The sequence below is a fragment of the Kitasatospora indigofera genome (assembly GCF_014655955.1).
Taxonomy (GTDB): domain Bacteria; phylum Actinomycetota; class Actinomycetes; order Streptomycetales; family Streptomycetaceae; genus Kitasatospora; species Kitasatospora indigofera.
The window spans coordinates 70802-96275 of sequence record NZ_BNBO01000020.1 but is presented as its reverse complement, the minus strand read 5'-3'; the positions used below and the strand labels follow the sequence as shown (position 1 = coordinate 96275).

Annotated in this window: 20 protein-coding genes; 11 read left to right on the top strand and 9 right to left on the bottom strand. The window is 73.5% G+C overall.

Features of this window, described 5'->3' with window-relative positions:
• From IE329_RS18850 to IE329_RS18840, 3 genes are all read left to right on the top strand, one after another.
• On the top strand, positions 1-860 hold an 860-nt coding region (locus IE329_RS18850; RefSeq protein WP_190212079.1), incomplete at its 5' end, for a PKD domain-containing protein.
• 90 nt (positions 861-950) lie between these two features.
• Positions 951-1949, top strand: coding sequence for an asparaginase (locus IE329_RS18845; protein WP_190212078.1), 999 nt, complete (start codon positions 951-953; stop codon positions 1947-1949).
• Between the two features lie 80 nt (positions 1950-2029).
• Positions 2030-4417, top strand: a complete 2388-nt coding sequence (locus IE329_RS18840; RefSeq protein WP_190212077.1) for an immune inhibitor A domain-containing protein — start codon at positions 2030-2032, stop codon at positions 4415-4417.
• 32 nt (positions 4418-4449) lie between these two features.
• On the opposite strand, the gene IE329_RS18835 is transcribed toward IE329_RS18840, so the two are convergent.
• Positions 4450-4905, bottom strand: coding sequence for a hypothetical protein (locus tag IE329_RS18835; RefSeq protein ID WP_190212076.1), 456 nt, complete (start codon positions 4903-4905; stop codon positions 4450-4452).
• 456 nt (positions 4906-5361) lie between these two features.
• Between IE329_RS18835 and IE329_RS18830 the strand changes: the two genes are divergently transcribed.
• Positions 5362-7359 carry a carbohydrate binding domain-containing protein gene (locus tag IE329_RS18830; RefSeq protein WP_190212075.1) on the top strand — a complete coding sequence of 666 codons (1998 nt, stop codon included), beginning with the start codon at positions 5362-5364 and terminating at the stop codon, positions 7357-7359.
• 131 nt (positions 7360-7490) lie between these two features.
• Here IE329_RS18830 and IE329_RS18825 read toward each other — a convergent pair whose 3' ends face one another.
• Together IE329_RS18825 and IE329_RS18820 are read right to left on the bottom strand one after the other, a co-directional pair.
• Positions 7491-8798 carry an ABC transporter substrate-binding protein gene (locus IE329_RS18825; protein WP_190212074.1) on the bottom strand — a complete coding sequence of 436 codons (1308 nt, stop codon included), beginning with the start codon at positions 8796-8798 and terminating at the stop codon, positions 7491-7493.
• A 202-nt stretch (positions 8799-9000) separates the two neighbouring features.
• A complete protein-coding gene (locus IE329_RS18820; RefSeq protein ID WP_190212073.1) occupies positions 9001-9453 on the bottom strand; it encodes an ATP-binding protein in 453 nt (150 codons plus the stop codon).
• Positions 9454-9665: 212 nt separating this feature from the next.
• Between IE329_RS18820 and IE329_RS18815 the strand changes: the two genes are divergently transcribed.
• Complete coding sequence (locus IE329_RS18815) at positions 9666-10346, top strand: GntR family transcriptional regulator (protein WP_190212072.1); 681 nt, start codon at positions 9666-9668, stop codon at positions 10344-10346.
• Positions 10347-10466: 120 nt separating this feature from the next.
• On the opposite strand, the gene IE329_RS18810 is transcribed toward IE329_RS18815, so the two are convergent.
• Positions 10467-11243 carry an SDR family NAD(P)-dependent oxidoreductase gene (locus tag IE329_RS18810; RefSeq protein ID WP_190212071.1) on the bottom strand — a complete coding sequence of 259 codons (777 nt, stop codon included), beginning with the start codon at positions 11241-11243 and terminating at the stop codon, positions 10467-10469.
• Between the two features lie 106 nt (positions 11244-11349).
• Here IE329_RS18810 and IE329_RS18805 point away from each other — a divergent pair, with 106 nt between their 5' ends.
• The 6 genes from IE329_RS18805 (at position 11350) to IE329_RS18780 (ending at position 17104) form a co-directional block, all read left to right on the top strand.
• A complete protein-coding gene (locus IE329_RS18805; RefSeq protein WP_229927571.1) occupies positions 11350-12000 on the top strand; it encodes a bifunctional 4-hydroxy-2-oxoglutarate aldolase/2-dehydro-3-deoxy-phosphogluconate aldolase in 651 nt (216 codons plus the stop codon).
• Between the two features lie 14 nt (positions 12001-12014).
• The gene (locus tag IE329_RS18800; RefSeq protein WP_190212118.1) at positions 12015-12923 is read left to right on the top strand and encodes a sugar kinase; all 909 of its coding nucleotides are present in this window, start codon (positions 12015-12017) and stop codon (positions 12921-12923) included.
• 2 nt (positions 12924-12925) lie between these two features.
• Entirely contained in the window at positions 12926-13885 is a 960-nt protein-coding gene (locus tag IE329_RS18795) for an SMP-30/gluconolactonase/LRE family protein (protein WP_229927570.1), read from the top strand.
• Between the two features lie 37 nt (positions 13886-13922).
• Positions 13923-14291, top strand: a complete 369-nt coding sequence (locus tag IE329_RS18790) for an MFS transporter (RefSeq protein ID WP_190212069.1) — start codon at positions 13923-13925, stop codon at positions 14289-14291.
• Between the two features lie 164 nt (positions 14292-14455).
• Positions 14456-15631 (top strand): mandelate racemase/muconate lactonizing enzyme family protein, encoded by a 1176-nt coding sequence (locus IE329_RS18785; protein ID WP_190212068.1) that lies wholly within the window; start codon positions 14456-14458, stop codon positions 15629-15631.
• A 375-nt stretch (positions 15632-16006) separates the two neighbouring features.
• On the top strand, positions 16007-17104 hold the full coding sequence (locus IE329_RS18780) for a MerR family transcriptional regulator (RefSeq protein WP_190212116.1): 1098 nt from the start codon (positions 16007-16009) through the stop codon (positions 17102-17104).
• Between the two features lie 81 nt (positions 17105-17185).
• On the opposite strand, the gene IE329_RS18775 is transcribed toward IE329_RS18780, so the two are convergent.
• The 5 genes from IE329_RS18775 to IE329_RS18755 all read right to left on the bottom strand — a co-directional run bounded on the left by IE329_RS18775 (position 17186) and on the right by IE329_RS18755 (position 25395).
• On the bottom strand, positions 17186-18673 hold the full coding sequence (locus IE329_RS18775; RefSeq protein ID WP_190212067.1) for a glycoside hydrolase: 1488 nt from the start codon (positions 18671-18673) through the stop codon (positions 17186-17188).
• A 258-nt stretch (positions 18674-18931) separates the two neighbouring features.
• Positions 18932-19753, bottom strand: a complete 822-nt coding sequence (locus IE329_RS18770) for a carbohydrate ABC transporter permease (RefSeq protein ID WP_190212066.1) — start codon at positions 19751-19753, stop codon at positions 18932-18934.
• Entirely contained in the window at positions 19750-20703 is a 954-nt protein-coding gene (locus IE329_RS18765; protein WP_190212065.1) for a carbohydrate ABC transporter permease, read from the bottom strand. The genes IE329_RS18770 and IE329_RS18765 overlap by 4 nt, the downstream gene beginning before the upstream one ends.
• 10 nt (positions 20704-20713) lie before the next feature.
• The gene (locus IE329_RS18760; protein ID WP_190212064.1) at positions 20714-22027 is read right to left on the bottom strand and encodes an ABC transporter substrate-binding protein; all 1314 of its coding nucleotides are present in this window, start codon (positions 22025-22027) and stop codon (positions 20714-20716) included.
• 518 nt (positions 22028-22545) lie between these two features.
• A complete protein-coding gene (locus IE329_RS18755; RefSeq protein WP_190212063.1) occupies positions 22546-25395 on the bottom strand; it encodes a helix-turn-helix transcriptional regulator in 2850 nt (949 codons plus the stop codon).
• Positions 25396-25474 lie beyond the last annotated feature (79 nt).

Genomic DNA, 25474 nt, shown 5'->3' with positions numbered 1-25474 from the left:
ACCACGACACCCTCTCGGACTACAGCAACTTCGGCCGGGGCGTGGACATCGCGGCGCCCGGCGACTGCATCCAGTCCACCTTCCGCAACGGCGGGTACTCCAACTACAGCGGGACTTCGCAGGCCGCCCCGCACGTGGCCGGCGCCGCCGCCTGGCTCACCCGGGGCAGCGCCAAGCCCGTCGACCGGGCCGGCGTCCTGGCCGTCCGGGACCGGATCGTCAACGCCGGCAACGGCAACTGGACGGACCGCTCCGGCGACGGCGTCAAGGAGCCCCTGCTCGACCTGAGCAACACCGCCGTCTTCCCCGCGGGCGGCACCGCCGGGCCCGACGCCACCTTCGTGCCGAGTTGCGACCGCGCGACCCGCGCCTGCTCCTTCAACGCCTCCCTCACCACCGGCACCGGCCTCGCCTACAGCTGGGACTTCGGCGACGGCACCACCGGCACCGGCGCCAGGCCCGCCCACACCTACTCCTCGTACGGCCTCTACAAGGCGCGGCTGACCGTCACCGACGGCAGCGGGCGCACCGGCGGCAACACCGCGTACGTACGCGCCACCGACCCGGCCCAGAACGAGAAGCCGGTGGCCGCCTTCACCCGCTTCTGCACCGCCGCGGCCTGGTGCGGCTTCGACGCCACCGGCTCCTACGACCCGGACGGCACGATCGCCTCCTACCGCTGGGACTTCGGCGACGGCACCACCGGCACCGAGCTCAAGCCCAGCCACACCTACCCGGGCCGGACCGCCACCTACACGGCCCGGCTCACCGTCACCGACAAGAAGGGCGCCACCGCGTCCTCCACCGCCACCGTCACCTGCACCAGCCAGACCTACCTCACCGTCTGCTCCGCCGCCTGACGGCCGACGCCCAGGCCGGCCGGTCCCGTGCCCCGCACGCGGCCGGCCGGCCCCGCGCCGGCCACGGCCCCACAGAACCAGGGAATCCTCATGGGACGGATCGTCGTCATCACCACCGGCGGCACCATCGCCGCCCGGCCCCGCGGCCACGGACACGCCTCCGCGGCCCCCGGCCGCGAGGTCGTCGCCGCCGTCGACATCCCGCCGGCGGTCCAGGTCGAGGTGCTGGACCTGTGCGTCCTCGACAGCCCGCTCATCACCACCGCCCACCAGGTCAGACTGCTGCACACCATCCACGACCTGTTCGCACGCCGGGACGTGGAGGGCATCGTGGTGACCCACGGCACGGACACCCTGGAGGAGACCGCCCTCCTGGCCGACCTCCACCACCACGACCGCCGGCCCGTGGTCTTCACCGGCGCGCAGCGGCCGCCCGGCGAAGAGCGGCCGGACGGCCCCGGCAATCTGCGCGACGCCCTCCTGACGGCCTCCGCGGTCTCCGGCGTCGGCACGCTGGTGGTCTTCGGCGGCAAGATCTACCCCGCCCGGGACACCGTCAAGAGCCACACCCTGGCGCTCGACGCGTTCGCCCACCCGGCCGGCCCGGTCGGCGAGGTCCGCGCGGACACCGTGCTGCTGCACGCCAGGCCGGTCCGCCCCAGCCCGCTCCCGACGCCCTCGTGGACCCTCCCGCGGCGGCCGTTGCGGGTGGACATGGTGATGCACCACTGCGACGCGGATCCCGCCCTGTTGCGCGCCGCCGTCGAGGAGGGCGCCCAGGGCGTCGTCCTGGTGGCCACCGGCGCCGGCAACGCCACACCCCGGTTCGCGGAGGCCGTGGCCGAGGCCACCGGGCGCGGCGTGCTGGTCGCCCTCACCACCCGGGTGCCGGGCGGCCCGGTCGCCGAGCTCTACACCAACGGCGGGGCCGTCGACCTCGTCCGCAGCGGGGCCGTGCCGGCCGGTACCCTCCGGGCCGGCCAGACCCGCGCCGCCGTGCTCGCCGCGCTCCTCGCCACGGACGAACCCGGGGAACGGGCCCGGCTGCTGCACCGGGCCACCGCTTCTTCCGCACCACTCGCCGCCTGAGGCACCGCCCACGCCCGGCCTGACGCGCCGCTCACGACAGGCCGCAGGCACCGCGCACGACAGAGAGGACACCCGTTCCGTTGAAGACATCCAGGAAGGCCGCCGCGGTCACCGCGATCGCGGTCCTCGCCGCCTCCGGCAGCGTCCTGCTGCCCGCGACCGCCACCGCCGCCAGCACCGCCGCCATCGGTGCCGCTGCCGGCCCGGCCCCCGCGCCGGTCACCCGGGACCCGGCCGACGTCCAGGCCGCCCACGGGGTGGAGCACGACCTGCCCGGCCCGCTGACCGAGAAGACCAGGGCCCGCCGGCAGGCCGCGACCGAACAGATGGTCGCCGGCACCGCCACCGTGGAACGGCGCGGCGGCGGCGAAGCGGTGCGGCTCGGGCAGAACGAGTACGTGGAACTCGCCCGCGAGCGCACCGACCGGATCTTCACCATCCTGGTCGAGTTCGGTGACCAGGTGGACACCACCACCAGGACGCCGGACGGCGCGGTCAAGTACGGCGGCGCCCCCGGGCCCGCGCACAACCGGATCGAACGGCCCGACCGGACGGCGGACAACTCGACCGCCTGGCGCGCGGACTACGACCGGCAGCACTACCAGGACCTCTACTTCGACACCGCCGGCGACTCGCTGAAGACGTACTACGAGAAGCAGTCCTCGGGCCGCTACTCGGTCGAGGGGACGGTCACCGACTGGGTCAAGGTGCCCTGGAACGAGGCCCGTTACGGGTCCGACTACTGCGGCGACCACGTCTGCGCCAACGCGCAGGACCTGGTCCGGGACGGCATCGACGCCTGGGTCGCCGCCGAGCGGGCCAAGGGCCGCACCGAGGACGGGATCAGGGCCACCGTCGCCGAGTACGACCGGTGGGACCGCTACGACCACGACGGCGACGGCGACTTCAACGAGCCCGACGGGTACCTCGACCACGTCCAGATCGTGCACGCCGGCGTCGACCAGTCGGCCGGCGGCGGCGCGCAGGGATCCGACGCCCTCTGGGCGCACCGCAGTTACGTCTACGGCTCGGGTTCGGGCGGGACCGGCCCGGCCGGCAACAAGCTCGGCGGCACCCCCGTCGGCGGCACGGGCATCTGGGCCGGCGACTACACCATGCAGGCCGAGAACGGCGGCCTGGGCGTCTTCGCCCACGAGTACGGCCACGACCTGGGCCTGCCGGACCTCTACGACACCTCCGGCAACGGCGTGGACAACTCCGTCGGCTACTGGTCGCTGATGAGCTCCGGCTCCTGGCTCGGCGAGGGCCGCGAGGAGATCGGCGACCGGCCGGCCGACCTCGACGCCTGGAGCAAGCTGCAACTCGGCTGGCTCTCCTACGACAAGGCCGAGGCGGGCGAGCTGTCGGTGCACCGCACCGGGGCGGCCGAGTACAACTCGGCGCTCCCGCAGGCGCTGCTGGTCGAGCTGCCGAGGAAGACCGTCACCACCGTGGTCAACACCCCGTACGCGGGCAGTCAGGAATGGTGGAGCGGCAGCGCCGACAACCAGAACGTCACGCTGGCCCGTGACGTCGACCTCACCGGGGCGACGGCGGCGGTCCTGCGGGCCAGGGGCTGGTACGAGCTGGAGCGGGATTTCGACTACGGCTACGCGGAGGTCTCGACCGACGGCGGAGCCGGCTGGACGGCCCTCGCCGGGACCTTCGACGGCACCCCGATACCGCGGAACGGCAGCGGCACCCCCTCGCTCAGCGGCACCTCCGGCGGGAAGTGGGGGGAACTGGCCTACCCGCTGGACGCCTACGCCGGACAGCGGGTGAAGATCCGCTTCCGGGTGACCACCGACGGCAGCACCCACCTCAAGGGCCTCGCCCTGGACGAGCTGTCCGTCACCGCCGGCGGCACCGTGCTGTTCACCGACGGCGCCGAGGGCGGTGACACCGGCTGGGGCGTCCGGGGCTTCACCCGGACCACCGGCACCTTCACCCAGCACCACCCGCAGTACTACCTGGTGGAGAACCGCCAGTACCTCTCGTACGACACCACCCTGCGCACCGGGCCGTACGTGTTCGGCTCCGGGCGACGACCGAACTGGGTGGACCACTTCCCCTACCAGAACGGCCTGCTCATCTGGTTCTGGGACGGCTCGCAGAGCGACAACAACGTCTACGAGCACCCGGGCAGCGGCCTGCTGCTGCCGGTCGACGCCCATCCGGCGCCGCTGCGGTGGTCCGACGGGACCTTGATGCGCACCCGGGTGCAGAGCTACGACTCGACCTTCGGCTCCGAGCCGACCGACAGCTTCACGCTGCCCCGGGCGGACGTACCGACGACCGTGCCGAGCCTGCCGGGCGTGACCGCCTTCGACGACCACGCGGGTGCCTACTGGGATCCGGCCAACCCGTACAGCGGCGTCAAGGTGCCGGACACGGGTACGCGGATCGAGCTGCTCTGGAACGGCGCCGACAAGCGGGAGTCGATCATCATGGTGCGACCCGCGCGCTGACCGTGGCCCGGCCGCACCGGCACCGGCCCCGGTCAGGCCGCTGCGGCTGCGGCTGCGGGTGTGCGGGAGCCGCCGTCCCCCGCGGGCGGCGGCTCCTGCGCGTCCGCGGGGCGGGGGAGCAGGCCGCGGGACGGCAGCTCGACCACCCGGCAGCCGTACCGCTCCAGCAGGCCGGCGACGCGGCGCGCCTCGGTGTCGTCCATGGAGAACACGAAGAGCCCGGGGACCAGGACGGTGCCGACCCATCCGCCCGCGACCGCCCGCAGCAGCGCGTCCAGGGCCGGGAGGCCGTCGGCCGCCCGTCGGCCGTTGTCGAGGTGCAGCAGCGGCTCCGGCAGTTCCAGGGCCCAGGCCAGGCCCTCCAGGGCCCGGCGGTGGAAGTCCATCGCCGTTCGGTCGAACGGGTAGCAGCGGAGATAGAGCGCGACACCCGGGGTCGGGGTGGGGGCCGCGGTGCGGTCGTCGGTGCGGTCGTCGGTGCTGTCCATGGTGTTACCTGCCGCAGATCGTTGGTCGGAATCGGTCTCCGCGCCGCCCCTCGCGGTGCTTCCAGGACACCTGCCGGATCACTGCGTATTCAATACCGGGTCCTACCTACACCGACCCTCGGTGACCTCGAAGACCGCGGCCGTCACCCTGCGTCATGGTCGGGTGGGGGTGCGGCGGCGTGGGACCGGCTCCCGTCCTGGCGACGGCGCCATGGTGGCACGGGTCCCGTCGTCGGAGGCCTGGTCACCGCCCTGGGCCGGGCCGGCCCCGGCACGCGGCACGGTGTCCCGCCCGTCCGAGGCCGGACGCGCGGGAGGTGTGAGCAGATGATCCGTCATCAGATCAGATGGTCAAAAAGGAAAAAGGCGATCGAGATGCATTGACTCGATCATACGGTCGTCCTAGGGTGCGGGCGGCGCCCAGCCATCCCCCTTCCCCCACCCGGGAGTCCCCACATGCTCGTGCTTCCCGCCCTCGGACGTGCGGGGCTCGTCGCGTTGACCGCGGCGGCCCTGATCGCCCCGACCCCGCAGGCCGCCTCGGCGGCCACCCCCACCGCCTGGTACCTCGACTGCGCCGCCCTCTCGGCCGGCGACGGTGCCCAGAACAGCCCCTGGAACAGCCTCACCGCCGCCAACGCCCACGTCTTCCAGCCGGGCGACCAACTGCTGCTGAAGCGCGGCGTCACCTGTTCCGGCACGCTGAAGCCGCAGGGCTCCGGCACTGATGCCGCCCCGGTCACGCTGGCCGGGTACGGGTCCGCCGCCGCCCGCCCGGTGGTCGCCGGCGCCGCGTCGGGCACCGAGAAGGCCGCCGTCCACCTCTGGAACGTCGAGCACTGGGAGATCCGCGGCCTGGAGATCACCTTCCAGGACACCGGCGCCACCAAGCGCGAGCGCAGCGGCCTGCTGGTCGAGGTCGCCGACCTGCCCGACGGCGTCGGCAGCCACTACCTGGTCGACGACGTCTACGTCCACGACGTCCGGGGCGACGCCACGAAGTGGTCCAACGGCATCCAGTTCCGGGTCTCCGGCACCACCACCCCCACCAACTTCGACGACGTGGTCGTGCAGAACTCGCGCATCGACGACGTCGACCGCGAGGGCCTCACCAACCGGACCACCTGGATGTGCCGGCCCCAGTACGGCACCGGCGACGACTGCGGCACCAAGAACAACTGGCGGGCCAACACCCGGATGGTCTTCCGCGGCAACACCGTCAGCGACACCGGCGGCGACGGCATCGTCCTGCGCGCCGCCGACCACGGCCTGGTCGAGCACAACACCGCGTACGACATCGCGATGCGGCCGATGGGCGCCAACGCGGGCATCTGGACGATCAATTCGGACGACAGCCTGATCCAGTACAACGAGGTCCACCACGTCCGCCGACTGGCTGACAACGGTGACGGCATGGCCTTCGACTCCGACTACGGCAACAACCACGCCGTCTTCCAGTTCAACCACAGCCACGACAACGAGGGCGGCTTCATGCTGTTCTGCGGCGGCTGCGGCGCGGGAGCCAGCACCACCGGCACGGTGGTGCGCTACAACCTGAGCCACCACGACAAGGACCGCTGGCTGGTCGCCTCCGGCGAGTCGAGCGCCGACCTCTACCAGAACACCGTCTACCTCCCGTCCGGTTCGACCGCGGACATCGTCCAGGACGGCTACGGCACCACCAAGGCCCGCTTCACCAACAACGTCTTCGTCAACCTGGGCAGCGGCGGCTTCGACGGCCTGAACAACAAGGGCACCTACAACCCGGCCGACTTCTTCTGGGCCGCCAACACCTTCTACGGCAACCACCCCGCCGGCGAGCCCGCCGACCCGGAGAAGAAGACCACCGACCCGCAGTTCACCAACGCCGGGGGCACCACCCCGAACGACTACCGGCTCGGCGCGACGTCCCCGGCCCGCGCCGCCGGAGCCCCGATCCCCACCCTCGGCAGCCGCGACTACTTCGGCAACCCGCTGCCGCAGGTCTGCCGCACCGACCGCGGCTTCGCCCAGGACTCCACCTTCGACGACACCGCCTGCACCCCGGTCAACCTGGTACGCAACTCCGGCTTCGAGAACACCGCCCTCAACCCGTGGACCAGCTACGGCGGCGTCACCCTCGACACCTCCGTCAAGCACGGCGGCAACCGCGCCGTGAAGGTCGGCCCGCCCCAGGCCGCCGCCGAGCAGGTCATCCAGGTCAAGCCCGGCACCACCTACACCATCAGCGGTTGGGGCAAGGTCTCGGCGAGCGGGACCGAACTCTCGCTCGGCGCCAAGCAGTACGACACGTCCGGCACCTCCGTCCGGACGGTCTTCACCGGTACGGCCTTCGCCCGGCAGTCGGCGACCTTCACCACCGGCCCCGGCGCCACCACCGCCAGGATCTACTGCTACGCCCGCACCGGCACCGGCTACGGCTGGTGCGACGACGTCACCGTACTCGCGGGCTGAGATTCACCCCGGCGCCCGGCACCCGGCCGTTCCCACGGCTGGGTGCCGGGCCGTCCGCACGGGTCCGGACCTGGCCCGGCGGCAGCGCGGGCGGGGCGCCGCGCGCACCCCCGCCCGGCCGGCCGGCCCGGTCAGCCGCCGTTCAGCTCCCTGCCGACCTTGTCGTCGATGCTGCGCAGCGCCTGGTCGACGGGCGTCCGCCCGTCGACGCCGGCCACCACGTCGGTCTTCTGGGCCTCCCAGCGGGAGGCGAAGCCGTAGCGGTCCTGGAGCAGCAGGTCCGCGGTGCTGCGGTCGAACTGGGTCATGATCGCCGCCCAGCTGGGGTCGGTGTTGTAGAAGGACTCGACCACCACCCGGGTCTCGCGCGGGACCTTCGCGGTGTCGTACGGGAAGATCCCGTGGAACTCCATGAACTGGCTGCTGGTCGCCGGTGAGCTGAGCCACCGCATGAACGCGCCGGCGGCGCCGGGGTCGGGCAGGCCGGCGCGGGCGACCAGGCTGTGGCCGCCGACGGCGGAGCAGCCGCTCCTCGGGCCGACGGGCATCGGGGCGACGGCCCATTTGCCGTTGGTCTTCTCGTTCCCGGCGGCGATGTCGGAGATGACGCTCTGGTAGAAGGAGAACATCGCGACGTCGCCCTCGATGAAGCCGCCCAGCGCGCTGGTGCCGGCCGGGGAGATCTTGTCGGTGTAGAAGGACTTCATGTAGGTCATCGCGGTGCGCCCGGCCTCGGTGCTCTGGGTGGAGGTCTTGAAGTCGGGCGAGGTGAGGCTGCCGCCGGCCTGGCAGAGGAAGCTCTCCCAGGTCGGGTTGATGGCGTTGAGGTGGTCGTCCATGCCCTTGAACTGCCAGCCGCTCACCTTCTTGCCGGTGGCGGCCGAACGCGTCGTGACGGCGGCCGCCGTGGACTTCAACTCCTCCCAGGTGCGGGGCGGTTGGTCGAAGCCGTACTTCTGCAGGATGTCCTTGCGGTAGAGCAGGACGTTGACGTCGAAGTACAGCGGCGCTCCGTAGAGGCGGCCACGGTACTCGTTGACCTTCACCAGCGGGCGGAACCGGCCGAGGTCCTCGGCGGTGTAGCCGAGGGTGTCCAGCGGGGCCAGCCTGGCGCCCGTCAGGAGGTCGAGTTCGAGCCCGTTGTTGGCCAGCCAGACGTCCGGGCCCCGGCCGTTCTGGACGGCCTTCTTGATCGTCTCGCGGCCGGTCTGCCAGTCGAGCACGGTCAGCCGGACCTCCACCTTGTTCTGGGAGGCGTTGAAGTCCTCGACCAGATGCTTGAGGTTGTCCGGCCGGCCGATCCAGAAGGGCATCGTCCAGAAGGTGATCGTGGTGCGCTGGGCGGACCGGGCGGCGGGTTCCGGGGCGCAGGCACCGGCGGTGAGGGCCGAGGCGGCGGCCAGGGCGGTGGCGATGAGTCTGTGGGGCAGGGGCGCCATGGGACGGGGACTCCTCGGGTGGCGGAGTGGATGATGGCGCAGAGTATTCGATATACGAAACTGCTTCCAAGGGGTGTTGCCGGATCGTGTCGCGGCCGGGCAGCCGGGCAGCCGGGCAGCCGGGCAACTGGGCAACTGGGGCCGCCGGGGCCGCCCGGCCGTCGGACTGTCGAGCCGTCCGGGCTGTCGGGCCGCCGGGGCCTCAGGCGGTCACTTCGGCCCAGACCAGCTGGCCCGCCCCCGAGTTCAGCGTGCCCCAGGCGGTGCTGAGCGCGGCGACCAGCAGCAGGCCACGCCCGCCGCAGCTGTCGGCCGTGCCGCTGGACCCGGCGGCCGGGACGCACTCGCGCGGATCGAACCCGGGGCCGGAGTCCTGGACCTCCAGGCGGACCGTTCGGGGCCCCTGGTCCGGGCCGGTGAGCGAGAGGGTGGCGAGGGCGGCGGTGCCGCCGTGCCGCAGGGCGTTGGTGGCCAGCTCGGTCGCGATCAGTGCGAGGTCGTCGACCAGGTGGGGGAGTTGCCAGTCGGTGAGCTGCGCGGTGATCCAGCCGCGGAGCCGGCCCGGCGCCAGGGGGTCGGCGGCGAGCTCGCAGTGCTGGAGCCGTGGTGGCGGCGCCGGGCGGGTGGCGCAGGGGGAGCTGAGAATGCGAGGCATGGGGACTCCTCGGCTTGCGGGGGACGGGCGGCGTTCGCCCGGGGGCGACGCTTCGGCCGACGTCGACCGGGTCGACCCATGGAGCGATAATAGTATACGAAATTCTATCAGGCAACGATTCCTGAGGAATCGGTCAAATCCCCCTGGGGCAAGGGTGGATGCGCCACGAGCGCCGGTATACGGATCGATAAGATATCGCATACGATGAACGAATGGACGGAAGTAGCTGGGCGGAGCCTATCCCCGCCGTGAAGAGCAAGGCGGACCTCGCGTACGAGAGCCTGCGCAGCGCCATCGCCCAGGGGAACCTCAGGCCCGGCGAGCGGATCAACATGGAGGAACTCGCCCGGAGCTTCGGGGTCAGCAAGATTCCGATCCGGGAGGCCGTGAAGCGGCTGGAGGCGGACGGGCTGCTGGTCTCCCGGGTGCACGCCGGGGTCACGGTGGCCGGGATCGACGTCCGGGAGATGCGCGGGGTCTTCCTCGCCCGCGAGGTGATCGAGGCGCTGATCGCCGGACTCGCCGTGCAGCGCGTCGACGACCGGCAGCTGGCCGAACTGCACGGGATCCAGCAGGAGATGCGGGACTTGCTGGAGCAGGGCGACACCGCCGAGATGGCCGAGCTGAACTCCCGCTTCCACCGGGTCCTCGCGGAGGCGGCCGGCTACCGGATCCTGCGGGACCTGACCGAGCAACTGCTGCTCACCATCCGCCGGTACCGCATCACGGCGCCGCTCGGCGAGCGCAACTGGCGCTCGGTGGTCGACGAGCACGACACCATCATGGCGGCCCTGCACCGGCGCGATCCGCGGGCGGCGGCGGCCGCCGCGCGCGCCCACATCGGCTCCCAGGCGGCGCACGAGGTGGAGGACGAGGCGGAGGACGGGGGGTGAGGTCCCGGTTCCTGCCGGGCCACCACCGGTCAGCCCCTCCCGGCCACGCCGCCGCGGCCCCAGTGCGCCGGGTGCGGGCCGGGCCGGTCCCGCACCCGGCGCACGAGGGCGTCCGGTGGGTCAGCGGGCGTCCAGCGGGGGCAGTCCCATCCGCTCGCGGTGCGTGTCGCGGAGCAGGCTGGCCGGGCTGACCACCGAGGCGCCCGCGTCCAGCACCAGTTCGGACCCGGTGAGCAGGGCGGCCGCGGGGGAGGAGGCGAAGGCGACCGCCTCGGCGACGCCCCGGGCGTCGACGACCGTGCGCATCGGGTTGCTCTCCCGCAGCCGCACCAGGTCCTCCTCGCCGGGGGCCAGCCGGGACTCGGTCGCCGGGGTGCGGACCCAGCCGGGGGAGAGGGTGACGAAGCTGATGCCGAACCGGCCGTAGTCCACGGCGAGCTGGCGGGTCAGCGCGGCGATCGCCCCCTTGGCCGCGGCGTACGCCGGCAGGCCGGGGGCGGCGGTGCGGTGCAGCACCGAGCCGACCGTGACCACCGAGCCCGAACCGGCCGCCATCATCGTGGGCAGCACCTCCCGGACGCACCGGAAGACCGAGCCGAGGTTGGCCGAGAGCACGTGCTGCCACTCCTCGTCGGTGGTCAGGTGCAGCGGGCTGCCCTCGGTGATCCCGGCGCAGGTGACGAGGACGTCGACCCCGCCGAGTTCCTCGACGGCCCGTCCGACCGCGTCGCGGACCTGCTCGCTGTCGGTCACGTCGGCCCGGTGGAAGGCGACGCCGGGCAGCTGCGGGTCGGTGAGGTCGAGGCCGGCCACGTGCAGGCCGTCGGCCACCAGCCGGGCGGCGACGGCTCGGCCGATGCCGCCGGCCGCGCCGGTGATCAGGGCGGTACGGGTCATCGAGGGGCACCTTTCGTGGGGCTGGGGAGGCGCCGACGAGGGGTGCGGGCGACTCGCTAAAAGTATACGATATCCTAAAGTTGCCATCAGAGCCCCGGGAGGCATCGTGCAACCAGACGAACTACTCTCCGCCCTGCGCGAGCGCAGGATCCTGGCCGTCGTCAGGGGGAACGACCCCGACGCCGCCCTGGATGCGGTCCTCGACCTGTTCGCGTCCGGCATCGACCTGGTCGAGGTGTCACTCACCACCGCCGGTGCGTTCAGCGTCCTGGAGCGCGCCCGCGCCGTCCTCGGCCCCTACGCGGCACTCGGTGCCGGGACCCTGGTCACCGGTGCCGACGCCCGTTCGGCGGCCCGGGCCGGGGCCGCCTTCGCGGTGACCCCCGGGCTGACCGAGGCGGTCGGCGAGGCGCAGTCCCTGGGCATGCCGGTCCTGGCCGGCGCGGTCACCCCGACCGAGGTGGCCCTGGCCTGGACCGAGGGTGCGACCGCGGTGAAGCTCTTCCCGGGCAGCCTCGGCGGCCCCGACTACCTGCGGGCCCTGCGGGACCCGTTCCCCGACGTGCCCTTCGTCCCCGTCGGCGGGGTCGACGCCGGCGCCGCCCGCGAGTTCCTGGCCGCCGGCGCCGTCGCCGTCGGTGTCGGCGGCCCGCTGCTCGGCACCGCCGCCCGCACCGGCGGCGACATCGCCGGGCTGCCCGGCCGCATCGCCGCCTTCCGCACCCTCGCCGAGGAGTTCCCGTGCCCGACGTCCTGACCCTCGGCGAGGCCATGGCGGCGATGCGGGCGGACCGTCCGCTGCTGCTCGGCGGCAACCTCGCCCTCTCGGTCGCCGGCGCGGAGACCAACGTCGCCATCGGCCTCGCCCGCTTCGGGCACTCGGTGCGCTGGGTCGGCGTCAACGGCGAGGACGAGTTCGGCCGCCTGGTCCTGCGGACCCTGCGGGCCGAGGGCGTGGACGTCTCGCACGCCGTCGTCGACCCCGCCGCACCGACCGGCCTGGTGGTCTTCGAGCCGCGGGTGGCCGACCTGACCCGGGTCTCGTACTACCGGGCGGGCTCGGCCGGGTCCCGGCTGGTGCCAGGCCACCTGTCCGCCGCCCTCGCCGAGGGCGCCCGGATCGTCCATCTCAGCGGTGTCACCGCCGCGCTCGGCCCCGGCCCCCGTGCCGCCGTCGAGGCCGCCGCCCACGCCGCGCCGGGCCTCGTCAGCCTGGACGTCAACTACCGGGCCAAGCTCTGGTCGCCGCAGGAGGCCTCGGCCGCACTGCGGCCGCTGGTCCCGCTGGTGGACATCCTGGTGGCCTCGGACGACGAACTCGCCCTGGTCGCCCCGCCCGGTGCCGGGGGTGAGGCCGAGTGCGTCGAGGCGCTGCTCGCCCAGGGCGTCGGCGAGGTGGTCGTCAAGCGCGGGGCCGCCGGTGCCGAAGTGTTCACGGGGAGCCGATCGGTCGCCCGGCCCGCGGTCCGGGTGCCGGTCCGGGACACCGTCGGGGCCGGGGACGCCTTCGTCGCGGGCTACCTCTCCGGGCTGCTCGACGGCCTGCCGGTCGAGGAGCGGCTCGACCGGGCGGTGGTCACCGGGGCGTTCGCGGTCGCCGCGACGGGAGACTGGGAGGGACTGCCCTTCCGCGACGAGCTGGCCCTGCTGGACGCCGCACCCGGCACGGCGCTGCGGTGACGGTGCCCGGACCTGAGGAGGTGCTGACGGTGGACGCGGACGGCTGGCGGCCCTGTTCCCCCGAGCGCTACCAGCTGGCCGAGGCCGCGCGCTGGCACGAGGGCCGGCTGTACTTCGTCGACCTGCTCCGGGGGACGCTGCACAGCTTCGCGCCCGGCGACGGCCGGCGGCGTCCGCGGGTCGAGGCCGAGCTGGGCGTCCCGCTCGGTGCGGCCGCCCCGGTGTCCGGGCGTCCGGGGGAGTGGATCGTCGCCGCGGGCCCGGGGGTGGCCGTGCTCCGCCCGGGCGGCCGGGCGGAGCAGGGAGCGCCGGGCCCGATCCGGATGAACGACGCCGCCTGCGACCCGCACGGCCGGTTCTGGGCCACCAGCATGGCCACCGACGCGGCACCCGGCGCCGGGTCGCTCCACCGGGTCGACCGGGACGGCTCGTCGCACCGGGTGCTGACCGGCCTCACCGTCCCCAACGGGCCGGCCTTCGATCCGTCCGGCAGCACGCTCTACCTGGCCGACAGCGCCCGCGGCCTGATCGTCGCGCACGCCGTCGCACCCGGCTCCGGGGAGCTCGGCCCCGCGCGGCCGTTGGTGCGTCTCGGCCCCGGCGAGGGGCGGCCCGACGGCATGACGGTCGACGACCGGGGCCGGCTCTGGGTCGCGCTCTGGGGTGCCGGGCGGGTGCACTGCTACGACCCGCGGGGGCGGCTGCGTGCCGCGGTGACGGTGCCCACCCCGCATGTCAGCAGCGTCGCCTTCGGCGGCGGCCGGATGTACGTGACCACGGCCCTGCACCGCCTGGCGGACCCCGGCCCGCTCGCGGGCGCGGTCCTCGCCCGCCCGTCCGGGGTCACCGCCCCGCCGGCGGCCCGCTACCGGCCCGAGCCCGAGCCCGGCGGCCGGGCGCCCGGAGGGCCCTGGCCGGCCGTCCGGGCCGGAGAGAATCACGGCCCGGAGTCTGGCCCATGATTCGTATATCGCATACGTTTGAGCTGTCCTCGCCGGGGTGCTCTGCACAGCCGCCTACGCCTGTCCCTTCTTCCGGCTGCTGGACACCCGGTCCTTCCCGGTCGTCCTGCTCGCCCTGGTCATCGCGATCCCGGTCTGCAAGGACATGGCCTTCGGGCCCCAGGCGGCCCTGCTGGCCGAGCAGTTCGACGCCCGCGTCCGCTTCAGCGGCGTCAGCGTCGGCCGCGAGTTCGGCGGCGCGCTCTTCGGCGGCACCGCCCCCTTCATCAGCACCGCGCTGGTCGCGGCCGCGGGCGGATCGGCCACCCCGGTCGTCCCCTACGTCGTCGCCGCCTGCGCACTGACGGCGGCCGCCGTCCCCAGCGGGCGCGAGACCGCACGCGGCGAGATCACCGGCGGCATCTGACCCGCCCCGGGACGCCCGCCCCGGGAGCCCGGCGCCCCGACGGCTCCCGGCCGCCCCCGGACGAAGCCCGGCCGCCCGCGCGTCGCCCCCGCCGGCTCCCTCCCCCCCAACGACTCCCTCCCCCGCACGGGGGGAGGGCCCAGCACTCCCCAGGAGCGATCCCCGTGAGCACCCAGCCACTGCGCATCACCAAGGTCGAGGCGCTGGCCCTGTCCGCCAGCTTCGACGACCTGTACGACTCCCCCGAGGATGTGCCGGACTGGCTGCGCTACCCGGCCTCCAGCCACCTCGTGCTGCCCCGCCGCGGGCAGTACGCGACCCTCGTCAAGATCCACACCGAGGACGGGTCGGTGGGCATCGGCGAGGCCTACGGGCTGCCCAGCCCGCAGGTCACCGCCACCGTGGTCGCCACCGTCCTGGCCCCGCTGCTGATCGGCCAGGACGCCCTCGCCACCGCCGCAGTCTGGGACCGCCTCTTCAAGGGCCAGGCCGCCGGCGGCCACAACCGGGGCTTCTACCTGGAGGCGATGGCGGGCGTCGACCTCGCCCTGTGGGACCTGCGCGGCAAGCTCGCCGGCCTGCCGGTCCACCGGCTGCTCGGCGGCCCGATCCGCGAGACCGTCGACTGCTACGCCAGCCCGGTGGCCCTGCACGCCGATCCGGAGGACTCCGCCCGCCAGGCGCTCGGCTTCGTCGACGCCGGGTTCAAGGCCCTCAAGGTCAAGATCGGCCGGGGTGAGCGCACCGACCGCGCCCACCTGAGCGCCGTCCGCGCGGCGGTCGGCGAGGACGTCGAGATCCTCACCGACGTCAACTGCGCCTACGACCTCGACCAGGCCACCCGGGTCGGCGCCGTCCTGGCGGACCTCGGCATCTCCTGGTACGAGGAGCCGCTCCAGGTCGACGACCTGGCCAACCTCGCCGAGCTGCGCCGCCGCACCGGGCTGACCGTCGTCAACGGCGAGACCCACTTCACCCGCTTCGACCTGCGGGACTCCCTGCTCCACCGGGCCATCGACGTCTTCATGCCCAACGTCGCCCGCTGCGGCGGCATCACCGAGGCGATGCGCCTGTCCGCGCTGGCCTCGGCCTTCCACGTGGACATCGCCCCGCACGGCGTCGGCTCCGGCGTCAGCCTCTGCGCGGCCCTGCAGCTCTGCGCCGCCACCCCCAACCTGCGCACCTACGAGTACAACCGGCTCCCCAACCCGATCCGGGAGAACATCCTGCTCAACCCGCCGAAGTTCACCGACGGCGTCCTGGTGGTGCCCACCGGCCCCGGCCTCGGGTTCGAGCTCGACCACGACGCGGTCGACCGCTACACCGTCGCCGCCTTCTGACCCCGCCCCACCGACCCCGCCCCGCCGACCCCGGCGCCGTCCTGCGGCCGCTCCGGCCCCGGAGCGGCGGTGGCGGGCCGTCACTGCCATGACCGGCCCGCCACCGCCCGGTGGTTCCCCCGCCTCCCCGCCGCCCTGCCGGGTGGCGGGGGAGCCACGCTCGTCGGGACGGCCCGGTCCTGCCGTCCCCTCCGCCCCTGCAATCGGGCACCCCCGTGTCCCCGCACCCGCACCCACACCCCTTACTCCCGGGCAGCGGAACGGCACCGTCAGCCGTTCCGCTGCCCGGGGCCGCTGTACCGCCTTGTCGCTGCGCCGCTTGACCCTCACGTGGCGTCAGGCCGCAGAGTCGGTGCCGTGGAGAATCACTGGACCGTGGGACGCGTGGCCGAACTGGCCGGCGTGAGCGTCCGCACGCTGCATCACTACGACGAGATCGGGCTCGTCCGGCCGTCGGCGCGGACCCGGGCCGGGTACCGGGCCTATGCGGCGGGCGACGTGGAGCGGCTGCGCGAGGTGCTGGCCTATCGCCGGTTGGGCTTCGGCCTGCGGGAGGTCGCGGAACTGGTCGGCGACCCGTCCGTCGACGCGGCCGCGCACCTGCGCCGGCTGCGCGGCCTGCTGCTGGAGCGGCGTGATCGCGCCGACGCCATGGTGGCGGCCATCGACCGGGAACTCGCGGCACGGGCGAAGGGAGTCAGGATGACACCGGAGGAGCAACTGGGGATGCTCGGTGCACGGTTGTACGACGCGATCGGCGGCGCCTACACGGCGACCCGGCGTACCGACCCGCGGATCGCCGCGCAGATCCGGGACGCGCTCGGGGACGCGCGGACGGTGCTGAACGTCGGCGCCGGCACCGGCTCCTACGAGCCGTCCGACCGCGTCGTGACCGCGGTGGAGCCGTCGGCGGTCATGCGGGGGCAACGGCCTGCCGGTGCGGCGCCGTGCGTGGCCGCCACCGCGGAGAGCCTGCCGTTCGACGACCACTCCTTCGACGCGGCGATGGCCGTCTCGACCGTTCACCACTGGCGGGACCCGATCGCGGGACTGCGCGAGATGCGTCGCGTGGCCCGCCGGGTGGTGGTGCTCACCTTCGACACCGACGAGCCCGGGTGGCAGGACCGGTTCTGGCTCACCCGCGACTACCTGCCCGAGTTCGCCGGCGTCCTCGCGGACCTCCCCCCGCTCGCCGGGATGGCCGCCGCGATCGGCGCCCGCGCCGAGACGGTGCCCGTCCCCTGGGACTGCGCCGACGGCCTGTTCGAGGCGTACTGGCGGCGTCCGGAGGCGTATCTGGAGGATCGCGTCCGGCGTGCGATGTCGGTGTGGACGAGGGTCGGGCCGGAGGCCGAGCAACGGGCGGTACGAAGCCTCCGCGACGACCTCGGCTCCGGTCGGTGGGCCGAGCGCAACAGCGGTCTCGCCGGCCTCGACGCGGCCGACCTCGGTCTTCGCCTGCTCACGGGTTGAACCGCGTCGCCGGGCAGGCGCCGGGCCCGCTCCCGGGCCGCCGACCCGGGGACGGGCCCGGGGGTCAGGCCGGTGCGGGGGTCAGGGGGTGCGGACCCAGAACTCGACGGACAGGGGCGGGAGGGTGATCTCCAGGGTCGGTCCGGTCTTCGAGGGGAGGGTCTGGTCGTTGGTGGCGGGGCCGTAGCGGTGGCCCTGGAAGGCGGCGGCGGTCCGGGTGTCGACGGTGTAGGTGAACGGCTCGGTGGCGGAGCGGTTGGTGACGGCGAGGACGGGCTTTCCGGTGGGGGTGCGCCAGGCCATGATGCGGTGATCGGAGTACCAGGAGCCGTCGGTGTGGCGGGGTTCGTCGACGTGGTGGCGGACCGAGTCCCAGGGCAGGTACTTGACGAAGCCGGCGACGGCGTTCCAGTTGCGCGGGTTGAAGGCCCAGTGGCCGGCCTTGATGTCCGGGTGGTGGGAGAAGTCGGTGTCGCCCGGGGGACGCCAGAAGCCGAGGCCGTAGTTCTCGGACTCGGCGTTGGTGGTGGGCTTGAGGGCGTGCAGCCACCACCAGGTGGGGGAGTTCTGGAAGGTCATCCAGTTCATGACGGACTGCGCCGTGTTGATGCACCGCCAGTCCGACATCGCGCCGCCGAGGTACTCGAACTCGTTGTTGAAGACGGGCCTGCCGCCGGCGCCGGCCCGGTAGTCGGTGGTGATCTGGTCGGTGCTGTCGGTGCCGATCTTGTGGAAGGTCCAGGCGTCGACCAGGCCCATGGCCTCGGGCGAGGCGGTGAGCGCCTGACCGATGGCGCCCTTCCAGCCGTACTGGCTGTCGGCGTGGATCTGCACGCCCGGGTGGGCCGCGCGGATCCTGGGGGCGACCGCCCGGAAGACGTCCCGGTACTGCGCGGCCTCGTACAGGCAGGAGGAGTACCGCGTGCTGTTGACCCGGGGCTCGTTCTGCAGGCCCCAGTAGGCGATCTTCAGGCCGTGGCCGGTGAGGTGGTCCAGGTCGTCGACCAGGGCGTCGCCGAAGGCGGCGAGGTCGGTGTCCGTGGCGAGGCCGCCGCCGACCAGCCTGCCGTTGCTCTTCCAGCCGGGTGCGGGGGACCAGTACTCCACGGCCAGGCCCTCCACGCCGGACTTGCTCACCATCTCGGCGAGCAGGGCGGTCTGGCCGTCGTAGCGGTCGGTGAACCGCTTGTTGTCGGGGGTCAGGCCGCGGTGGTAGAGGCCCATGGCGAGCCGGCAGTAGCGGAAGCCCCGGTCGGTGCGGCCGGCCTTGAGCATCTGCTGGTAGAAGCGGGTGCGCTCGCCGGCGGTCAGGTCGTACGGGACGCCGCTGACCAGGTCGGGCAGGCCCTGGTTGTCGGAGCCGATGGAGTCGGACTGGATCTCGAAGCCGAGTCCGGCGATGGTCTGCTTCGCGGCCTGGTCGAACCGGATCGCGTACCGGCCGGTGGTGATGCCGGCCGCCTGCGCGTCGGCCGCGCTCACGATCCGGGGCAGTGACGCCGCGGCGCCGGCGGCGAGCAGGCCGCGCAGGACGGATCTGCGGTCGACGGGACGGGACGTGCCGGTCACGGGGGCCTCCGGGGGTGGCGGGGAGGGTGTGGGGCATCGCGAGGGCACGGCCGAGAAGCGCGGCGGAACGATGCGACATTAAAGTATTCGATATACGAAAGGTGCGCCAGGGCTCAGGGCGCACCTCTTCGCGCCGGCCGTCCGGCGGGCCGGCGCGGCCGGGCCCCGGGAACACCGCGGGCCCGGCCGGGTGCCTCCCTCCGGCACCTCGGCCGGGCCCGGGTCGTCCGCTGGTCCGCCCGACTTCGGACCAGGGGCCTACTCCTTCACCGCGCCGCCGGTCAGGCCGCTGACGAAGGTCTTCTGGAGGAGGACGAAGGCGAGCACGACCGGGATCGCGGCCAGCACCGAGCCCGCCATCAGCAAGTCCCACCGCGGGGCGAACTGGTTCTGGAACTGGGCCAGTCCGACCGGCAGGGTGCGCAGCAGCTCGTTGTTGGTGACCAGGGAGGGCCAGGCGAACTCGCCCCAGGTCCACATGAACTTCAGGACCGCGACGGTGCCCAGCGCCGCCCAGGAGTTGGGCAGCAGGATGCTCACCAGGGTGCGCAGCCGGCCGGCGCCGTCGATCGCGGCGGCCTCGTCCAGCTGGACGGGCAGCGTGATGAAGTGCTGCCGCAGCAGGAAGATGCCGGTGGGGCTGGCCAGGAAGGGCACGATCAGCGCCCAGTAGGTGTCGATCCAGTCCAGGTCGCGCATGACCAGGTACAGCGGGACGAGGATCACCTGGGTGGGGATCATCAGCGTCGCGAGGATCAGCGTGAGCACGGCCTGCCGGCCGCGGAACCTGATCCGGGAGAGGCCGTAGGCGGCCAGGGTGTCGAACACCAGGTTGCCGGCGACGACCGCGAGGGCGACCAGCAGCGAGTTGAGGAACCACCGCCCGAACGGGAACGCGGAGACGACCTCGTGGTAGGCGCCGGCGGTCAGGTGATCGGGTATCAGGTGCCGCCCGGTGCCGACCAGGTCCTCCATGGGCTGGAAGGAGGTCAGCGCCATCCAGAGCACCGGCAGGCCGGCGAAGACGGTGACGGCGGTGAGCCAGAGGGCCGGCGCCAGACGGTTCGGGGACTTGCTCACGACTCCTCCCGGGAGGTCAGCTTCAGCCGGACGAGGGTGATCGCGAGGAGGATCACGAACAGGACCACCGAGGCCGCGGAGGCGACACCGACGTCGGTGAGCAGGCGGGTGTAGATGAAGGTCACCACGGTCAGGGTCGCGGTGCCCGGGCCGCCCTCGGTCATCACCCACACCTGGTCGAACACCTTGAAGGAGTTGAAGAGCAGGAGCAGGAAGACCGCGGCGCCGGCCGGCCTCAGCATCGGCAGGGTGATCGAGCGGAACTGCCGCCAGGGGCCCGCCCGGTCGATGGTCGCGGCCTCGTAGATCTCGTCCGGGATGCGCTGGAGACCGCCGAGCAGGATCAGCGCGTAGATCCCGAACTCCTTCCAGACGCTCACCACGGCCACGGCCGGCAGTGCCAGGTCGTTGTCGAAGAGCCAGCGGGCCCCGTCCGCCCCGAACAGGCCGATCAGTGTGTTGATCAGGCCGTGGTCGGGCTCGTAGAGCCACTTCCAGACGAGGCCGGCGACCACCATCGGGATGACGGCGGGCAGCACGGTCACCGTGCGGACGAAGCGGGCCGAGGCGAGTTCACGGTTGGCGGCCATCGCGGTCGCCAGCGCCAGGACGTAGGTGCCGGCGATGGTGATGACGGTGAACACCAACGTGTTCAGCAGGCTGGTCCGGAAGGTGCCGGCGCCGAGGATGGCGCTGTAGTTCTCGGCGCCGACGAAGGTGCGCGGGCCCAGCAGGTTCCAGTGGTCGGTGCTGAGCAGCATCGACTGGACCATCGGGTAGAAGGTGAAGCCCAGGATCACCACCAGGGCGGGTGCCACGGACAGCCAGCCGGCCAGGGCGCCGCTCGGGCGTCGCCGCCGTCCCGGGGTCCGCCCGGTGCTGTTCCGGCCGCCCCCGGCGGCGGTGCCGCCAGGGGGGTGCTTGGCGGGGAGTTCGGTCATGGTCGTCATCGGCTTTCCGTCACTCCTTGCCGAGTGCCTGGCCGACGGTCTCGTCGATGGTCTTCAGCGCCTTGTCGACGGGGGCCTGGCCGTTGACGCCGGCCACGACGTTGGCCTTCTGGGCGTCCCAACGGGCCTGGAAGGCGTGCCGGTCCTGGAGGAGGAGGTCCGGGGTGTTGCGGCCGAGCTGCTCGAAGATGGCGTTCCAGTTGGGGTCGGCCTTGACCTTGCCGTCCACGGTGTCCTTCACGGCCGGGTCGACCTTGGCGAGGTCGTACGGGAAGATCGCGTGGAAGTCCATGTACTGGGCGCTGCGTTCGGGGGAGGCCAGCCAGCGCATGAACGTCCCGGCGCCGGTCAGGTTCTTGCTCGCCGAGCTGGCGACCAGGCTGTGCCCGCCGACCATCGAGCAGCCGCTCTTGGGGCCGGCCGGCATCGGCGCGACGGCCCATTTGCCCGCGACCTTGTCGCCGCCGGCCTGGACGTTGGCGATGACGGACTGGAAGAACGGGAACATCGCGACGTCGCCGCTGATGAAGCCGTTGAGGGCGCTGGTACCGGTGGGGGAGACCTTGTCGGTGTAGAAGGACTTCATGTAGTCCATCGCGGTGCGCCCGGCCTCGGTGTTCTGGGTCGAGGTCTTGAAATCGGGCGAGGTGAGGCTGCCGCCGGCCTGGCAGAGGAAGCTCTCCCAGGTGGAGTTGACGGCGTTGAGGTGGTCGTCCATCCCCTTGAACTGCCAGCCGCTGACCTTCTTGCCCGCCTCGGCGGACTTGGTGGTGATGGCGGCGGCGGTGGACTTCAGCTCGTCCCAGGTCTTCGGCGGGGCGCTGAACCCGAACTGCTGGAGGATGTCGGTGCGGTAGAGCATCACGTCGACGTCGAAGTAGAGCGGGGCGCCGTAGGTCTTGCCGTCGTGGTCGTCGACCTTGGCGAGCGGCAGGTACTTGTCGGTGTCGGCCTTGGTGTAGCCGAGCTTGTCGAGCGGGGCGAGCGCGCCGGACTTGAGGTAGTCGAGCTCCAGGCCGTTGTTCATCAGCCAGACGTCGGGGCCCTTGCCGGCGGCGATGGCCTGCTTGATCTTGTCGCGGCCGTCCTTCCACTCCAGCAGCGTGAGTTCGACCTTCACCTTGCTCTGCGAGGCGTTGAACTGGTCGACCAGTTCCTTGACCTTGGCGTCCTGGCCGATCCAGTACGGCATGGACCAGAACTTGACGGTGGTGGGGCCTTCGGCCGACTCCGCGGACCCGCCGCCGGAGGCGCAGGCCGAGGCGGCGAGCGCGAAGGCGGACGCGAGGGAGAGGGCGGCGAGTCTGCGGCGGAGTGGTGCCATGGGTGGGTCTCCTTGTGCGGCGGGCTGCGGCTTGGTGGGCCGCCCCGGATGTGCGGGGGCGAAAAGGCAGGAGGTCCGGTGCGGCGTGCACGGCGGGGGAAGCACCGCGGCATCGTCGACCTGACGCGTAACGTATGCGATATACGAAATGAGCGCCAGTGGATGTTGCCGTTTCGTGTCGTTGGCGAGACCGCGCGTTTGCCCGGGCCCCCGGCGGACCCCGAAGCGGCGCGCGCGGGAGCGCCCGGGGGACGCCGGACGGCGGACGGGGAAGCCGGACATGGTGGGGCACCTGCCGAAGGACGCGGGGCCGCGACCGGCGGGCCGCGGTGGTTTCAGCAGATCCGGGCGGGTGTTACGTATTCAATGCGGGTCGCTACGTAGTTCTGTGCGCCGGGAGCAGAACCCGGCAGAACCCGGCGGGACCACGGCAGGACGGCGACAGGACAGGGGGGCCACGACGGGACCCGGTACGACTCCGTCGGGGCCGGCAGCGCAGGTCTCGCGGCGCGCCCGGCTCAGAAGGTGCGGCCCCGCACCTCGTCCCGGGTGCAGCCGAGCTTGCGCAGCACCTTGGCGACGTGCTGCTCCACGGTCCGCGGGGAGAGGAAGAGGACCGCCGCGATCTCCTTGTTGCCGGCACCGTCCGCGAGCAGCCGCCCCACCTGCTGCTCGCGCGGGGAGAGCCGGTCGCCGTAACCCGCCCGGCCGCGCGGCCGCGGCCGGGCCTGGCCCAGGTCGCGCAGCAGGCGCAGGCACCGGGCGGCGTCCGTGGTGGCCCCCAGCCGCTCGTGCGTCTCGGTGATGCCGGTGAGCAGGGCGGTGGCCTCGCCGTCGTGCAGGACGACGAGCGCGCGGGCGGCCTGTTCGCCGGCCAGCGCGGCGTGGTACGGGCGGCCGATGACCGTCCACAGCAGGCGCGCCCGGTCGAACTCGGCGGCCGCGCCCGCCGGGTCCTGCGCACGCAGCACCAGGCCCCGGCAGACCAGCGCCTCGGCCTGCGCCCCGGGGGCGTCGGTGCCCTCCGTCCCGGCCCGGTGCCGTGCCGCGAGGTCCTCGGCCGCCGCCCGGTCGCCGCGGTGCAGCGCGATCTCCACGGCGGCCGGCACCAAGTCCCAGGCGTACACCCACTGCTCCTTGCGCGGCAGCAGCGGCAGGTAGTCCGCGACGGTCCGCCAGGCCGCCTCCGCGTCGTCGCGGGCCAGCTGGAGGCGGGCCAGGCCGGCGGCCGCGCCCAGGGCGTTCACGTTCTTGCGCGCCGGATCGCGGGCCAGCACCCGCCCGAAACGCTCCGTGGCCCGCGCCGTGCGGCCGCGGGCCGCCGCCGTGATGCCCTGGACGGTGGCCAGCAGGTCGTCCACCGCGAGTGGTTCGTCCAGGTAGCCGGAGCGGAAGGCCGCGTACCGCTCCTCCCAGTCGGCCCATTCGCCGGCCGTCCAGGAGAGCAGCAGCCGGTAGGAGCGGCAGTGCACGATCAGGGCGTGCGCGTGGTGGCGCTCCGCGAGGGCCAGCGACTCCTCGGTGTGGTGGGCGGCGCGTTCGTCCTGCCCGAGGCAGATCCCCACCTCGGCGGCGTTGGCCAGGGCGCGCGCGGTGTGCCGCACCACCTCCGGGTCCTCGTCCTCGCGCGGCAGCGCGGCCAGCTCCCCGGCGGCCTCCGGCCGCCCCATCGCGGCCAGCAGGGTGATCCGGTTCGCCGCCACCGAGGCCCGCGCCGCCCGGTCGTCGCTGCCCGCCAGGGCCGCCTGCGCCCGGTCGATCCAGGCGCGCTGCTCGGCGGCGGAGAACCGGCTGGTCTCCCACATCGCCAGCACCGACATGGCACGGGCGGCGAGTTCCGGCCGCTGGGCCTCCAGCTCCGCCACGGCCCGCTCGATCTCGCCCTCGCCGGAGGGGTCGGCGGCCTGGTTGAGCAGCATCAGCCCGAGGTCGAGCCGGATCTCGCCGCGGGTGGCGACCGGCAGGCCGGGGCCGGCCACGATCCGGCGCAGGGTGGCGATCGTCCGGGTGTACTCGGTGGCGTCCCAGGCGATCCGGGCCAACGAGAGCGCGGCCCGTGCGTGCAGCTCGGGCGGCAGCCGGGGCTCCTCCAGGATCTCGTGCAGCAGGGTGGCCGCGGTGCCCTGGTCGCCGACCTCCACCGCCTGGTCGGCGGCGGCCAGCGCGTGGGTGAGCCAGGCCTGGGCGTCGCCGAGCAGGCGGGTGTGGTGGGCGATCTGCACCAGCGGCGGGTTCGGCAGCCGCCGCAGCGCGGCCAGGGCGTGCCGGTGAAGCCGGGTGCGTTCGGGGCCGGGGATGTTGTCGTAGTGCGCGCGCCGGGCCAGCGCGTGCGCGAAGCCGTAGCTGTCCGGACCGAGTTCCCGCAGCACGCCGGCGGCCAGCGCCGCCGTGAGCGCGCGGGCCGCCGGGCCCGGTTCGAGCGCGGCGGTGGAGCCGAGCAGGCCCTCGGAGACCGGCACCTCCAGCACGGCGGCGACGTCGGCCAGGGCGACCGCCTCCGGCGGCAGCCGCTCCACCCGCTCGGCGAACACCTCCCGCAGGCTGCGCGGCACCCCGCTCGGCTCGCCGCCCTGGTGGTCGCGCACGGTGATCAGGTCCTCCTCCGCCACCAGGGCCAGCCCCTCGCTACGGCTGTACAGCGCCCGGACCAGGACGGGGGTGGCCGCCGGGCCGAGCACCGAGCGGGCCATGTCCGCGACGTCCTGCTCGGTCAGCGGCCCCAGCGACAGCTCGGCGCCGCTCGTGTTCGGCGGGCGGCGGAAGGCCACTCCGAGCAGCGGGCCGCGGCCGGGCACGTCCTCGGCGCGGTAGGTCAGCAGCAGGGCGACGTCCCGGGGGAGGTCGCGTCCCAGCAGCAGGAGCAGCTCGCGGGTGGCCTCGTCCGCCCAGTGCACGTCCTCGATCACCAGCAGCGCCGGGGCGACCGCGGCCAGGACGGTGCGGACGGCCTGGGCGATCTGGTGGCGGGGCGGCACCGGCCCGGCCGCGGGCCCCGGCGGGGCGGGCAGCCGGTCGGCCAGGTCGGGCAGCAGCGCCGCCAGCCAGCCGGCCGACGCCCCCAGGTTCCAGCCCGTGGGGGGCAGCCATGCGCCGATGTCGCGCAGGGCCTCGATCACGGGCCCGTACGCGAGCGGCTCGCGCAGCGGGTGGCAGTCGCCGGTCAGCACCCGGACCCCCTCGGCCGCCAGGACGGCCGACGCCTCGGCGGCCAGCCGTGACTTGCCGATCCCGGCCGGGCCCTCGACCAGGAGCACGGACGGCCGCGACCGGGCGGCGCTGAGCAGGACGGCGAGCTCACGCGCCCGTCCGACGAACGCGGGTACGCCGGGGGCGCCCGGGCTCCGCTGGCCGTTCCGTGCGACTGCCATTGGCCGACCTCACCCTGTCTCGGTGCCGGTGCGCCGGAGAGGGGCCGGACACCCGGGGCCCAACCTAGTCCCCGGGCCG